The sequence below is a fragment of the Vibrio nigripulchritudo ATCC 27043 genome (assembly GCF_000222685.1).
GTDB classification, from domain to species: domain Bacteria; phylum Pseudomonadota; class Gammaproteobacteria; order Enterobacterales; family Vibrionaceae; genus Vibrio; species Vibrio nigripulchritudo.
The window spans coordinates 58,331-72,045 of record NZ_AFWJ01000311.1 but is presented as its reverse complement, the minus strand read 5'-3'; the positions used below and the strand labels follow the sequence as shown (position 1 = coordinate 72,045).

Annotated in this window: 13 protein-coding genes; 8 read left to right on the top strand and 5 right to left on the bottom strand. The window is 45.5% G+C overall.

What is annotated here, in order from left to right; translation table 11 throughout:
- Positions 1-2 precede the first annotated feature (2 nt).
- Positions 3-782 (top strand): metal ABC transporter permease, encoded by a 780-nt coding sequence (locus RH89_RS26100; protein WP_004408509.1) that lies wholly within the window; start codon positions 3-5, stop codon positions 780-782.
- A gap of 115 nt (positions 783-897) precedes the next feature.
- On the opposite strand, the gene recN is transcribed toward RH89_RS26100, so the two are convergent.
- A complete protein-coding gene (gene recN, locus RH89_RS26095) occupies positions 898-2,562 on the bottom strand; it encodes a DNA repair protein RecN (protein ID WP_004408507.1) in 1,665 nt (554 codons plus the stop codon).
- A 170-nt stretch (positions 2,563-2,732) separates the two neighbouring features.
- Positions 2,733-3,617: an NAD(+) kinase gene (gene nadK, locus RH89_RS26090; RefSeq protein WP_004408506.1), complete on the bottom strand. Its 885-nt coding sequence runs from the start codon at positions 3,615-3,617 to the stop codon at positions 2,733-2,735.
- Positions 3,618-3,769: 152 nt separating this feature from the next.
- On the opposite strand from nadK, the gene grpE reads away from it, so the two are divergent.
- A complete protein-coding gene (gene grpE / locus RH89_RS26085; RefSeq protein WP_004408505.1) occupies positions 3,770-4,369 on the top strand; it encodes a nucleotide exchange factor GrpE in 600 nt (199 codons plus the stop codon).
- Positions 4,370-4,457: 88 nt separating this feature from the next.
- On the opposite strand, the gene RH89_RS26080 is transcribed toward grpE, so the two are convergent.
- Positions 4,458-4,868 carry a type IV pilin protein gene (locus tag RH89_RS26080; protein ID WP_022591658.1) on the bottom strand — a complete coding sequence of 137 codons (411 nt, stop codon included), beginning with the start codon at positions 4,866-4,868 and terminating at the stop codon, positions 4,458-4,460.
- A gap of 102 nt (positions 4,869-4,970) precedes the next feature.
- Between RH89_RS26080 and RH89_RS26075 the strand changes: the two genes are divergently transcribed.
- The 6 genes from RH89_RS26075 (at position 4,971) to RH89_RS26050 (ending at position 11,515) form a co-directional block, all read left to right on the top strand.
- Positions 4,971-5,483 carry a pilus assembly FimT family protein gene (locus RH89_RS26075; RefSeq protein ID WP_004408501.1) on the top strand — a complete coding sequence of 171 codons (513 nt, stop codon included), beginning with the start codon at positions 4,971-4,973 and terminating at the stop codon, positions 5,481-5,483.
- Complete coding sequence (locus tag RH89_RS26070; protein ID WP_004408500.1) at positions 5,464-6,054, top strand: hypothetical protein; 591 nt, start codon at positions 5,464-5,466, stop codon at positions 6,052-6,054. The genes RH89_RS26075 and RH89_RS26070 overlap by 20 nt, the downstream gene beginning before the upstream one ends.
- Positions 6,051-7,337 (top strand): hypothetical protein, encoded by a 1,287-nt coding sequence (locus RH89_RS26065; RefSeq protein WP_004408494.1) that lies wholly within the window; start codon positions 6,051-6,053, stop codon positions 7,335-7,337. The genes RH89_RS26070 and RH89_RS26065 overlap by 4 nt, the downstream gene beginning before the upstream one ends.
- On the top strand, positions 7,327-7,737 hold the full coding sequence (locus RH89_RS26060; RefSeq protein ID WP_004408492.1) for a type IV pilus modification PilV family protein: 411 nt from the start codon (positions 7,327-7,329) through the stop codon (positions 7,735-7,737). The genes RH89_RS26065 and RH89_RS26060 overlap by 11 nt, the downstream gene beginning before the upstream one ends.
- A gap of 337 nt (positions 7,738-8,074) precedes the next feature.
- Positions 8,075-9,634, top strand: coding sequence for an AbgT family transporter (locus RH89_RS26055; RefSeq protein WP_004408490.1), 1,560 nt, complete (start codon positions 8,075-8,077; stop codon positions 9,632-9,634).
- 324 nt (positions 9,635-9,958) lie between these two features.
- Entirely contained in the window at positions 9,959-11,515 is a 1,557-nt protein-coding gene (locus RH89_RS26050; RefSeq protein ID WP_004408488.1) for an AbgT family transporter, read from the top strand.
- An 87-nt stretch (positions 11,516-11,602) separates the two neighbouring features.
- On the opposite strand, the gene fghA is transcribed toward RH89_RS26050, so the two are convergent.
- Together fghA and RH89_RS26040 are read right to left on the bottom strand one after the other, a co-directional pair.
- A complete protein-coding gene (fghA, locus tag RH89_RS26045) occupies positions 11,603-12,439 on the bottom strand; it encodes an S-formylglutathione hydrolase (protein WP_004408486.1) in 837 nt (278 codons plus the stop codon).
- A gap of 56 nt (positions 12,440-12,495) precedes the next feature.
- On the bottom strand, positions 12,496-13,626 hold the full coding sequence (locus tag RH89_RS26040; protein WP_004408484.1) for an S-(hydroxymethyl)glutathione dehydrogenase/class III alcohol dehydrogenase: 1,131 nt from the start codon (positions 13,624-13,626) through the stop codon (positions 12,496-12,498).
- Positions 13,627-13,715 lie beyond the last annotated feature (89 nt).

Sequence of the window (13,715 nt, the reverse complement as noted above, 5' to 3'; positions counted from 1 at the left end):
CAGTGGCTTATTCCTGGATGGTTGCTCCCGCTTTAGTAGGGCTATTTGCTTTGTTCGCCAACATTATTCTTGGGCGGCAGGTGCTTCAGCGCGGCGTGATATTTATAGATTTAGCGATGGCCCAAATTGCGGCGTTGGGTGTTTTATTTATTGAACTTTCAGCGGGGCATGTGGGCGTTGACTTCACAACAAAGCTGTTGGCATCCTGGCTACTCACTGTTCCGGCGGCTCTTTTGCTTAGCTGGCTAGAAGACAAAGTAAAACATCATCTTGAAGCGCTAATTGGCTTGCTTTACGTGTTGGCTGCGTGTGCTGCTGTGATTATGGTGAGCCACAACCCACATGGTAAAGAGATGATCTCGGCGCTTTTAAATGGGCGACTTTTGTGGAGCAGCCCAAGCGACATTTTGCCAGTTTTTTGTGTTGTATTTATTCTCGCGATCGTTCAAATCTGGCGGCCAGGCTGGCTCGCTGGTCGTGGTTTTTATGTACTTTTTGCTTTGGCCATCCCTGCTCTGGTGATAAGTCTTGGAGTCTATTTAGAATTTGCTTGTCTGATAATTCCCGCTTTGGCAGTAATCATGAGTGGCAGCCGTCGTATTTGGTTGAGCGCGTTGGCAATCGGTGTAATTGGTGGCGTGGGGGGATTTCATGCATCTCTGCTTTGGGATTATCCCATTGGTCCCAGTGTCGTGTTAGCTATGGCAGCAACGGGCTTTGTCTACCTTTTGGTTTCAAAGCTTTCGATTGGAAGAGTTTCTTGGCGTCAACCCGCAGATTAGTCAGCCTCATGATCTTAATGTTATAAAAGCGTGTAGCTAACTGGTTGAAACACATAAAAAGAACGCTTAATCAAAGATGATGGAGCGTTCTTTTATTATGAGGGAACCATTGAAACTAAGCCGCAATCAATAGTTCTTTAGCATTGGCTAATGTGCTGTCGGTGATCTGGCTACCCCCAAGCAACCTGGCCAATTCCGCGACGCGTTGGTCCTGATCTAGGCAATTCATTCGAGTTTCTGTCTTGCCACCTTTGGTGTTTTTCGCCACGAACAACTGCTGGTGACCACAGCCTGCAACTTGAGGTAAGTGAGTAACACATAGGACTTGCGTCGATTCACCTAGTTTACGTAGCATTTTACCCACCACTGCGGCTGTTGGACCGCTGATACCCACGTCAACTTCATCGAAAATCAGGCTAGGGGTATCCACTTTCTGGGCGGTAATGACTTGAATCGCCAAAGAAATTCTAGAAAGCTCACCACCAGATGCCACTTTGGCTATTGGCTGTAGAGGCTGACCTGGGTTGGTTGAGACCAAGAATGTCACTTGATCGATGCCAAGCGGAGAGGCATGGTTTTCATCTCGAACGACATCAATGCAGAATTTGGCTTTCTCCATGCTGAGTTCATGCATGCTTCGAGAAATGAGCTTGTTCAGTTCTTTGGCATAACGTTGGCGCGACTTATTCAGTTTTTCTGCCGTCGCTAAAAATGTCACACGCTTGTCTTCTACTTCCTGTGCCAGAGCATCCAGTTTTTCATCCGAGCAGTCCAGAGCTTCGATTTGCTTGAGAAGATCTTGATGATGTTGGTAAAGCTCTTCAGGCATGACGTGGTGTTTACGTGCAGTCGACATCACCTTGGAGAAACGTTCTTCAACATACGCCATACGTGCAGGATCGACGTCAATACTGTCTAAGTAGTGTCGAAGTTCACTGTTGGCTTCTTCAAGCTGGATGATGGCTTCCGCGATCATGTCTGGCAGTGCGGTCAATTTTTCATCCAGTTCAGCGAGCTGAATCATAGACTGGTTGGCACTTTGCAAAATGCCCAGTGCGTTGACATCTTCACCTTCATAAATCAACTCAATGGCTTGTTGGCAAGTGGATGCCAGTTCGCCGCTGTTGGACAAGCGCTTGTGTTCTTGTTCGAGCTCGACAAATTCTTCTTCACCGATAGTAAGTTCATCAAGTTCTTTGATCTGGTATTCGAGCAACTGCTTTTGCGCCAGATTTTCCTGGCTGTTTTGTTTGAGTTGCTTAAGGTGGTTGTCTGCCTGACGCCAGGTCTGATAGTGATTCTTGGTTTTATTCAGCAGGTTTAAATGCCCAGCGTATTGGTCCAGCATGGAAAGCTGATACTCGCTTTTCATCAACTGATGATGTGCATGTTGTCCGTGAATATTGATGAGGAGCTGCCCAAGTGCTTTAAGCTGAGAAGCTGGCACTGGGCTGCCATTGATGAAGGCTCTTGAACGGCCTTCTTTGGTGATAACTCGTCTCAGGATGCATTCGCTGCCATCCATTAAGTCGTTATCTTCTAGCCAACGCGTTGCGTGAATATTGTTGTCCAGTAGGAACGAGGTGCTGATGTCGGTTTTTTCTTCGCCCTGACGAACCGAGCTTGCTTCTGCTCGATCGCCTAAACATAAGCCCAGAGCATCAATAGCAATGGATTTACCTGCACCGGTCTCGCCGGTAATCGTTGTCATGCCTTTGGCAAGTTCTAGCTGTAAAGACTTAACAATCGCAAAATTATTAACACTTAAATGAGCCAGCATTTTATTTACCTGTATAACTGAACAATACTGTATAAGAAAACAGTATATACTGTTTCTTTATACAGTAAAGTTGTACAGGTATATTTTTTTACGAATCCGAATTTTTGTGAGCGTTCTCAACCGCATGGCTGTAACTCTATGTTTTCTCGAGTAACGCAAACAGATTCGTACTAAAAAAGCTTGCTCGCCCAGCCCAGCTTATTACGTAGAACATGGTAGTAGCTGTAATCTTCTGGGTGAATCAGCTTAAGCACATTCGGGCTTTGGTAAATATGGATTTCATCGCCGGGTGACACGGGTAATGATATCTGACCATCGCAGCTGATTTCTTGAGTACCTCGGTTGTCTGGTGAAATTAATAGCTTAATTCTGCGGTTGCCATCCACCACCAGTGGGCGGCTGGACAAGGTGTGCGGAAACATGGGAACCAGAGAAATGGCATTCAAACTTGGTGATAAAATAGGACCACCGCCTGATAGTGAATAAGCGGTTGAGCCAGTTGGCGTCGATACGATCAAACCATCGGAACGCTGAGAAAAGGCAAATCGGTCATCAATATAAACTTCGAATTCGATCATATGCGCCACCTGACCGGGGTGAAGCACCGCTTCGTTTAATGCAGCATTGTGGCTTTTGACCTGCCCATGGCGGTGTACCTCGGCTTCAAGCAGGAAGCGGTTTTCTTCCATAAACTCGCCTTTCAGCACTTTGGAAAGGGCCTTCTCAAATTCTTCCGGATCCAGGTCTGTTAAGAACCCTAGGTTGCCTCGGTTTACGCCAATCACAGAAATATCGAATCTCGACAGTACGCGAGCAGCGCCGAGCATGTTTCCATCACCACCCACAACAATGGCCAGATCGGCTTTTTTACCAATGTTGACTAAGCTGGTGAAATGAGAGTGGTCGATGTCGTTTAGGATTTCCTGAAGTCGGTCATCAATAAGGACTGAGTAGCCTTCTTTTGTGAGCCAATGATACAACTCTTTGTGTGTTTGAACGGCTTTGCTGTCACGGGGTTTGCCTATAATTGCGATGACTTCAAAAGGCTTTGGCATAGAGAAAATCCGTTGTCTGAGGTTATTGTGCTTGAAACGCAAATCTTCATCCCCATAATAAAGGCAAGTTGAAGAACTATGCGAGTATTTTTGTCTCAAAATTGTGAGCATATCATCGCATAAGTAGTTGAATTCTGAATTCTGGAGATATCATGAGCAACGAAGAAAACAAGGTTAAAGAAGAAGAGCTAGAGCAACAAGAAACTGCAGAAGAAGTGGAAGCAGTTGGCTCAGATGCCGATATCGATTGGAACGAAGAGTCAGAGCAAGACGAAACGGAAGCGAAAATCGCACAGCTAGAAGCGGCACTGCTGACCAGTGAAGCGAAAGTAAAAGAGCAGCAAGAGTCTGTTCTTCGTGCAAAAGCGGACGTAGAAAACATGCGTCGTCGTACCGAGCAGGAAATCGACAAAGCGCGTAAATACGCTCTGAACAAGTTCTCTGAGGAACTTCTCCCTGTTATTGATAACTTAGAGCGTGCAATTCAGGCAGCAGATGCTGAAAACGAAGCGGTGAAACCTCTTCTTGAAGGTGTTGAGCTAACCCATAAAACATTTGTTGATGTGGTTGCCAAGTTTGGCTTGAAAGAAATCAACCCTGAAGGCGAAGTGTTTAACCCTGAATACCACCAGGCTATGTCGATTCAAGAAAGCCCGGATCATGAATCAAACACCGTTATGCTAGTGATGCAGAAAGGTTATGAGTTGAACGGTCGTGTGATTCGCCCTGCAATGGTGATGGTAGCGAAGTAAGCTGGGTCCACAAATGATTGATTGAATACCCGCCAAGTGCGGGTATTTTTTTGAATAATGCTAATTGCTTACTACGGTTGGTATAGGTTTACCAGCAGGTATTGGGAAGAGAAGTGCCGTCTGCTTTTAATGTCAGTGTTCCGCACTGATCATTATTCTGCCCTTTTGCGATTTTAGGTGTCGCGGTGATTGTATACCCTCCCGCAGATGTCACAGCGAAGGTGTATCTGTCATCAGAAGTATCGCATATAGTGCAAGTTGACCCTGACATGATGGAGGACCAGGAGTAACCGTTGTTGTATAGCTGCTCAAGACTGAGCTGAATTTTGACCAGATCCGCCATGGCCTGATTTCTATGTCCTTGATAAACATAGTTGTTGAAAGATGGATATGCGATGGCTGCGAATATCGCAACGATAGAAACGGCGATCAAAAGTTCGAGCAATGTCATTCCTTTGCCCTTCTTTTTGCTCTGTTTACATCTTTTTATTCGAATCATTTCCATAACTTCCTTCAATTTTGCCCCGCTATTCTTAGGCGGTGCTAGCATCGCTGCAAGTCAATTTAAGTGCATATACGAAGTTTCAGAGGAATTTGGGAAATGGCTCGCGGCTTTACTTTAATAGAGCTCTTAATAACGCTGGCTGTGATGACCATTTTGCTTGGTGCATTCGCGCCTAGTTATAAATCTGTGACCGATGACAACCGTATCAATCGTCTCGCCAATGAATTACAGGGCTTCTTGATTGAAGCTCGATCTGAAGCCGTAATGAGAAATCGTGACCTTTGGGTTCACTTCACGGTATCTGGTGCTTCTGTTTCTAGTGCGTCTAAAAGCGGTGACTGGATTATCGATTTGCGAGAATCGTCCTCTATTTCTGGCGCTTTGGTTCAGTCTATCGTCGGAAAACCTTTCAAGAATATTTATGTTTCAAGCAATCATGGTCCACCTTTCAAAATAGAGGGGGTGAATGGTCGCATCGAAGCCGGAACGTTTAAATTCAGCTATCAGGAAAACATGTCCGACAGTGGATCTGTGATTACTCACTTCACCAATGGTCGAGTCAAAGTGTGCGGTAGTACGGGGAATAGCCATGGCTTTACAGACTGCTAGCGCTTCTCGTCAGCGAGGTGCGTCTTTAATCGAGCTGATGATCGCTTCCGCTCTCAGCCTGTTGGCAATTGCGTCGGTTGGCTCTATTTATCTTTCTGCCCAAAAATCAGCGACACAACGTTCGTTAGATTTATTGGTGCTTCAGAGCATGTCTGACACGTTGAAATACATAAAAGAAGACGCACTCAGAGCAGGCTATAACGGAAGCAACGACAAAGCCGCAATGGTTTCTGGGGCTTCAAGTGTGTTCCTCACGACTTCTAGTTCGATTGGTTACGTTTACCTCAATAAAGAAAACAAATATGAGCACGTGTTCTTTAAACACGATGATAACAACGTCAAGATTTGTTCGAAACAGTCGGCAGCAATCAGTACACAAGCGTCATGTAGCCCCTATTTTAAAATGCTTGATGATAAACAGGTTAAGGTGACCGCTTTTGAGGTCGGAAACACGCCTCTGGGATCGACCGTAAGTTCCGCTTTCATATCCATAAAAATGACAGGATCTTTGAAAAACTCCACCGACACAGTGACGCTCTCCACCTCATTTAAACAAAGGAACTGGAAATGATGCGGCGCAATCAAGGATACATTACCCTAACTGTCACCAGCTTTGTGTTGGTTGCCGCGCTTATCTTGATTCTCGGTTCATACAAGCAAGTGTTTTTTCAAATTAAGCGTGCCCAGAATGAAGTGAAAAACAGGCAGGAGCACTGGTTAGCGGAAGGGGGATTGGAGTGCATCTATACCCGAGCGCATGTCGATAAAATTTCCGCAGGCAGTGTTACTGGATGTTCGAGTCAAGCCGGTTTAACGCTTGATCTCAATACTTCTTCGGCAGGAAGAATGGCGGTTGCCAAAGTTGGCACGACGATATTGGAAAAAGAGATTCGTTACGGCGGTTCATTGGGTTCGGGAGCGTTGCAATCAAGTGCTAGTCTCTATCTTTTTGGTGCCAATGCCTTCGACACTCCTGATCCCGGCATGCTCAAAAAGGATGGTTGGGAGTGTGTAGCAGTGCGCTACAAAGATGCCTTTAGAGTGAAAGGAAATGTAGAAAATAAAGGTGTAAAGGTAGGAGAAAAACCTTGGGCAACATTCGATCATAAAGGAAAAGATTGTAGAGGCTCGCACAAAACAATAACGACAAGTGGTGGTACTGAAAATATTTCTACCGGAGATTTTTACCAAGATACAGATGTAAAGCCATTTGAGAACTTTTTTGGTGTGCCTTTGAGCAGGGCTGATGAAGTCCGTGACAATGGTAACTTTACTATTCTTGAGGGGGCGTTGAGCCATGGTACAAAAATACTGAGCAATTGCGGGGCAAAAATTGCAGATGCGATTAGTAGTGGCAGTGAGTTTGTTTGGGTGAGCGGAGGGTGTGAAATTAACGATGCGCAGTACAATTCGCTGATAACCGCGACAAATGGTACGACGAACGGTGTCACTTTAGTGGTGAGTAATGGACCTCTCTCATTGATGTCTAACACGGCAACTGGTGAATTCAAAGGTTTACTTTTCCATATTAACCCTACATATGCACCTAATCTTACTCACTGGGAAGCATTACCTGGAGGTGACGAATATATCAACCCTGCTGGTGCGTCTGAGTTTTCGGCAGATATAAGAGCACGTGCTACTTATTTCCAAAGAGGGGCGTTCACTTTCTCTGGTGGGCAATATATTGACTCAAAAGAGTTTACTGACCCTAGCGATCCTACTAAGAAGCTCAGTCACTACGCACTTTTTGATCAGGCTATAAGTTTGAATTTTAACAAAGACGTGATCGACTACGCCCGCAGTAAAAATTCTCCTCCTCAATGGCTAAAAGGATCATGGAATGATTTCTAAAAAGCAGATGGGTTTCAGCCTGATTGAAGTGATGATTGCGTTTTTGCTTTTTGGTGTAGGTATGCTGGGTATGGTGAAGCTACAGACGTTTATGGAACATAAATCGGAACATGCAGCACGGAGCCTTGAAGCGTTATACTTGGCAGAATCGAAACTGGAGCATTTCAGGAAACGTTCGGTTAGCGGCGCAAACGGCACGATTCAATTTAGCTCGATTGCGTCTGGCAGCGAAGCCAGAAGCGGTGGATACACCTTAACTTGGTCGGTTTCTCAGGCAACGGGCACAGTGTCATCTGCGGTTAAAGTTATAACGATTGATAGTACATGGCAGGATCGCTTAAACACCACTCAGAAAGTGACTTTGCAAACCATGCTGTCAAAATACAATGAGTTTGATTAGGTCAACAGACCCTAGGCTTTATCACCAGTTATCCGGGTAACTTTCGCCTGAATGTTACTGACGTAAAATTCACCAGGCTAATAATTAAAGCATTCATATAGAAGCGCTACGGGGAAATTAACTTTCCTGTAGCGCTTTTATTTTGTGCTAGTTACGTGATTGAAGTTCGATTGTTGGTTATTTGTAAATTTTTTAGAAATAATTGTCTGAGATTATAAAAATGGTTGGTTTATTGTGCTTTTAATTTGGGGTTGAAATAGAATAGTTATTTGCGAGGTGGGCAAAAATTAGAAAACTACACGCCCGTAAACAACATCCAAATACTATGGAGTTACCTATGAGTAACCAAGCTGTTAAACAGGCACCATCGTCCCAACCGTCGGGCATGGACCGATTTTTAAACTTTATTGAACGCGCTGGAAACAAGATACCGGATCCGGCAATTTTGTTTTTTTGGGCACTAGTCATCGTTTGGGTTTCATCTGCTCTACTTTCTAACGTTTCCTTTGATCTGATGAACCCGCGCACTGGTGAAGCACTGCAAATTAATAACTTGCTAACGGGTGAAGCTCTGGCAAGTTTCCTTGCAAATATGGTGACAACATTCACCAGTTTTGCGCCACTTGGAATTGTTCTGGTGGCAATGTTAGGGGTAGGCGTTGCGGATTCTTCTGGTTTTATTACCACTGGTCTGAAGAAGATGCTGAACTTCACTCCTGCTAAATTGCTGACACCAATGCTCATTCTGGTTGCGATCGTATCTCATACCGCGGCAGATGCAGGCTACGTTCTGGTTATTCCTCTTGGTGGCATCATCTTCCACGCAGCTGGTCGTCACCCTCTTGCGGGTATCGCTGCTGCGTTTGCTGGTGTATCCGGTGGTTTCTCCGCAAACTTCATCCCTTCCGGTATTGATCCTCTGCTTGCTGGATTTACGCAAACGGCAGCTCAGGTACTGGACGAAAGTTATGTGATTAACCCACTGGCGAATATCTTCTTTACTGGATTGTCCTCAATAGTGATTGTTGCGATCGGCTGGTACGTGACCGAGAAAATCATCGAGCCACGCCTAGCTAACACACCAGTTGATGAAGATGCAGAAGAAGCACCGGATTTAGGTTCATTTACAGAAATAGAATCTAAAGCATTCCGTTACGCGGGTTGGGCAATGGTTGCGGGTATCGCACTGCTGGTCGCTGCCCTTATTCCAGAAAACTCTGCGCTTCGTTCCCCTGAAGGTGAGCTGACGGCCTTTTCTGCGCCAGTGATGAAATCCATTGTGCCACTTATCTTCATTCTGTTTATCATTCCGGGCATTGTCTACGGGCGTGTTTCAGGCACATTTAAAAACAGCAACGACGTTATCAAAGCGATGTCCGATACCATGGCAACCATGGGTGCCTACATTGTGATGTCATTCTTCTGTGCGCAGTTCCTGTCGGCATTTGGTCAGTCAAACATTGGCACTATGCTGGCTCTGTATGGCGCTGAAGGTCTGAAAGCGATGGAGTTACCAGGTCAGGCAACGGTTGTTGGCATGATTCTACTCACTGCTTTCGTGAACCTGCTTGTCGGTTCCGCGTCTGCTAAGTGGGCATTGATTGGTCCTATTCTGGTTCCCATGTTGATGGCGGTAGGCATTTCGCCAGAACTGTCGCAAGCGGCGTACCGTGTAGGCGATTCAGTTTCCAATATCATTTCACCACTGATGGTATTCTTCCCTCTGGTAGTGGTGTATTGCCAACGTTACGTGAAGTCTACCGGTATTGGCACGTTAGCGTCGTTAATGATGCCATTCTCCATTGCCATGTTGATTGGCTGGACCATCTTCTTGCTGGCGTACTGGGCACTTGGCATCCCGCTAGGGATTCAGGCTCCATATACTTACACTATGTAAAAAGCACCTTTACTCAGAATATTAGCCCTGCGATTGTAGGGCTTTGTTTTATGTAGAATTAAATGACTTTAAATTCAGAAATGTTGAATATTTCCAATGTTGAAAACTATTTAATTAAAGGTTAATAAAACTAGCTAAAATCCAATTATTTGAAATTTATAACCAAGTAAGAATCTAATATGTGGTTATTAATTCTATGTTTATTCTGGGTTTCTAAATGTGTTTCTCAAGGTTCTATATTCAATCTTTACAGGGTTAGGCGACTTTGCTAATGTCATCGCTTATTTTTTTGTGATGTAGAACACATTTGGAGAGAGTAGAAAAATGAGCGAAGCGGTAGCTCCTGAACCCAAGCCGAAAGGTGTGATTGGGTTTATAGAAAAAGCGGGTAAAAAGATTCCTGACCCCGTTATCATCTTCATGTTTTTGTTTGTATTTTCTTTGGTGGTAACAGGGCTAGCTGGTGGTGTTTCATTTGAGACCCTTGGTCGGGGTGGTGAAGCCGTTCAGCATGAGATTAAAAATATGCTGCAAGCCGAGCATATTCGCTGGATGTTTGATAACGCGTTGTTAAAAAACTGGCTGGCATTTGGTCATGGAGTTTTAGGCGTTATTCTGATCGTAATGCTGGGAATCGGTATTGCTGAGAACTCCGGTTTGCTGACAGCGGTGATCAAAAAAGTCGGTCTAAAGATCCCTGATAAACTTCTGCCTGCTTTGATCGTCTTCCTGGGGATCATGAGTTCTATCGCCGCAGATGCGGGTTATCTGGTACTTATTCCACTGGCTGGTCTTCTCTATGCCGGTCTGGGTAAGAACCCATTGATTGGTATGGCAGCCGCTTTTGCCGGGGTTTCTGCTGGTTTCAGTGCCAACTTACTTCCTGCAACACCCGCTGACGTTGTTCTGGGTGTTAACGCTAAGATCTTTGCAGAATCTCAGGGCGTTCCTTTCGTCGGTGGTAACGGTGAAGCACTTAACCCCGCAACCATGCACTATTTCTTCATTCTGGTATCCACGTTTGTTCTGGCTGCTGTTGGTGCATGGGTTACTGCTAAATTTGTAAGTCCTCGTCTTGAAAAAATGTCTTACCAGTTGCCAGAAGAAATCAACTTCGATGAGTTCGAGTTGAATGCCAAAGAAAGCAAAGGTCTTCGCTGGGCAGGGCTGGGTTTGATAGCTTCTCTTGTTGCGATTTACCTGATGGCAACAGGACCACTTGGCACCTATACAAATGAAGCAGGCAAAGAAGTTACCCCTTATCTGGATAACGTGATTCTGCTGATTTCACTGGTGTTTGCAGTGTCTGGTCTGTGCTTTGGTTACGCAACGGGTAAATTCAAGAATCTACAAGACGTGGTTAAAGCCATGGTCACTCAGATGAACACCATGGGTTACATCCTTGTTCTGACGTTCTTCTGTTACAACTTCCTGGCGCTATTAAGCTATTCCGGTCTTGGTACTTATGTGACCTACTTAGGTGCTACTTTCTTGCAGTCTCTTGGTTTGCAGAAGTTCCCAGTATTGCTGATCATCGGATTTATCATCACAACCGCACTGATCAACCTGTTCGTGGGTGGTCTAACGTCTAAGTGGATGCTGCTTGGTCCTATTTTTGTTCCTATGCTTTATCAGGTAAACCCGAACATGACTCCAGACCTGGTCACCGCAGCGTACCGTGTTGCCGATTCATCGACCAACATCATTACACCAATGATGAGTTATGCGGGTGTTATCTTGGCATTCATGCGTAAGTACAAGCCTGAGCTGACCTTTGGTGACGTGATCGCAATGATGGTGCCATACTCCGTCGCATTCCTGACTATCTGGACAGCCGTGCTGATTGGCTTCTTTAGCTTTAATATTCCGCTGGGTTTCTAAGTCCTGTTAGAAACTGTCCGGATAAAAGAAAACCCAGCGATTAAGCTGGGTTTTCTAATTTTAGGTAAGTGCTATTTAAGACACTTGCTATTTAAGGTATCTGGCGTGAAATGCCAAATGCTCTTCAATGAAGCTTTGAATAAAGAAGTAGCTGTGGTCGTAGCCGGGCTGCATTCTTAACTCAATATTATCGTGACCCTGAGCCATAGCTTCAAAAGCTTCAGGTTTTAGCTGTTCTTTTAAGAAAGAATCCGCATCGCCCTGATCGATTAAAATTGGCGGCACTTGTTCTGCCTGAGACAACAGTTCGCAGCTGTCGTAATCCTTCCAGCTTTCTTTGTCGTCACCCAGATAATTTGAGAACGCTTTGATTCCCCAAGGGCAGTTTATCGGATTGGTGATAGGGCTAAATGCCGACACACTTTGGTAATCCTTTGAGTTTTTAATTCCAATCGAGAGTGCGCCATGACCACCCATGCTGTGACCGGAAATCGATTTTTCTGCGGTAACAGGAAATTCAGATTCAATGATTGCGGGCAGTTCGTTGACCACATAGTCATACATATTGTAATGACGGTTCCAAGGGAGTTGGGTTGCGTTCAGGTAAAAACCAGCACCTAGCCCAAAGTCGTATGCGCCATCTTCGTCATCCGGTACGTCCTCACCGCGCGGGCTCGTATCGGGTGCAACAATCGCAATACCAAGCTCGGCTGCTTTTTTAAATGCACCAGCCTTTTGCATAAAGTTTTCGTCGGTACAGGTAAGCCCGGATAGCCAATACAAAACGGGAACTGAGGTGGTTTCGGCTTGTGGAGGAAGGAAAATCGCGAATCGCATTTCGCAGTCGACAGAGGTGGACTGATGGGTGAATTGTTTATGCCAGCCACCATGCACTTTCGCGGCGCTGATTTCAGTGATAGCCATGAATTGGAGCTTCCTTAAAAGCGACAGAGCGGAGCCCCGCCCTGTCGGGTTGTCAGTTATCTGTCGAAATGTACAACAGAGCGGATGCTTTCGCCTTTGTGCATTAAATCAAATGCGTCATTGATCCCATCCAGCCCCATGGTGTGAGTGATGAACTCTTGCAGCCCAAATTCACCTGCCATGTAGCGTTCCACAATGCCAGGTAATTCAGAGCGACCTTTAACGCCACCAAAGGCACTGCCTCGCCAAACTCGCCCGGTAACCAGTTGGAAAGGTCTGGTTGAGATTTCCTGACCAGCGCCCGCTACGCCAATAATGACAGATTCTCCCCAGCCTTTATGACAGCACTCTAATGCCGAGCGCATCACGTTGACGTTGCCAATACATTCGAATGAGAAATCTACACCGCCGTCAGTCATTTCAATGATGACGTCTTGAATTGGTTTATCGCAGTGCTGAGGGTTAATGCAATCTGTTGCGCCTAGCTGACGAGCAAGATCGAACTTACTTTCGTTAATGTCGACACCAATAATCCGGCTCGCACCTGCCATCGTCGCGCCGATGATCGCAGAGAGACCAATACCACCTAAGCCGAATATCGCCACCGTGTCGCCTTTCTGCACTTTGGCAGTATTAAGCACCGCGCCCATTCCTGTTGTTACACCACAGCCCAGCAAACACACTTCTTCAAGAGGGGCGTCTCGGTTTACTTTCGCTAATGAAATCTCTGGTAACACTGTATATTCAGAGAAGGTTGAGCAACCCATGTAGTGGTAGATAGGCTCACCATCTTTGTAGAAACGGGTAGTGCCGTCTGGCATTAAGCCTTTACCTTGCGTTTCACGTACTGCCTGACACAGGTTAGTTTTGCCGGAAGTACAGAATTTACACTCCCCGCATTCAGCGGTGTAAAGAGGGATAACATGGTCACCAACTTCAACACTGGTGACGCCTTCACCCACCATTTCTACGATCCCGCCACCTTCATGACCCAGGATGGACGGGAAGATGCCCTCTGGATCTTCGCCAGACAAAGTAAATGCATCAGTATGGCAAACACCACTCGCAACAATTTTAACCAGGACTTCGCCTTTTTTAGGCAACATGACATCCACTTCTTCGATCGAGAGTGGTTGATTCGGTCCCCATGCCACCGCGGCACGAGATTTGATGAATTGCTCAGACATAATTGGTTCCCTAATAATTAGTGTTCCCCGCCATTACTCTAACTCAATGAAGGAGTTGGCAGATTATGAGCTCTAGTTTAATTAATTTA

Bases quoted from the DNA above. Each gene is read 5' to 3' on its own strand.
- RH89_RS26080 (WP_022591658.1), bottom strand. From the start codon at position 4,868: ATGATTCGAATAAAAAGATGTAAACAGAGCAAAAAGAAGGGCAAAGGA.
- fghA (WP_004408486.1), bottom strand. From the start codon at position 12,439: ATGGCTATCACTGAAATCAGCGCCGCGAAAGTGCATGGTGGCTGGCAT.
- recN (WP_004408507.1), bottom strand. From the start codon at position 2,562: ATGCTGGCTCATTTAAGTGTTAATAATTTTGCGATTGTTAAGTCTTTA.
- RH89_RS26050 (WP_004408488.1), top strand. From the start codon at position 9,959: ATGAGCGAAGCGGTAGCTCCTGAACCCAAGCCGAAAGGTGTGATTGGG.
- RH89_RS26065 (WP_004408494.1), top strand. From the start codon at position 6,051: ATGATGCGGCGCAATCAAGGATACATTACCCTAACTGTCACCAGCTTT.
- nadK (WP_004408506.1), bottom strand. From the start codon at position 3,617: ATGCCAAAGCCTTTTGAAGTCATCGCAATTATAGGCAAACCCCGTGAC.
- grpE (WP_004408505.1), top strand. From the start codon at position 3,770: ATGAGCAACGAAGAAAACAAGGTTAAAGAAGAAGAGCTAGAGCAACAA.
- RH89_RS26070 (WP_004408500.1), top strand. From the start codon at position 5,464: ATGGCTTTACAGACTGCTAGCGCTTCTCGTCAGCGAGGTGCGTCTTTA.
- RH89_RS26075 (WP_004408501.1), top strand. From the start codon at position 4,971: ATGGCTCGCGGCTTTACTTTAATAGAGCTCTTAATAACGCTGGCTGTG.
- RH89_RS26060 (WP_004408492.1), top strand. From the start codon at position 7,327: ATGATTTCTAAAAAGCAGATGGGTTTCAGCCTGATTGAAGTGATGATT.
- RH89_RS26040 (WP_004408484.1), bottom strand. From the start codon at position 13,626: ATGTCTGAGCAATTCATCAAATCTCGTGCCGCGGTGGCATGGGGACCG.
- RH89_RS26055 (WP_004408490.1), top strand. From the start codon at position 8,075: ATGAGTAACCAAGCTGTTAAACAGGCACCATCGTCCCAACCGTCGGGC.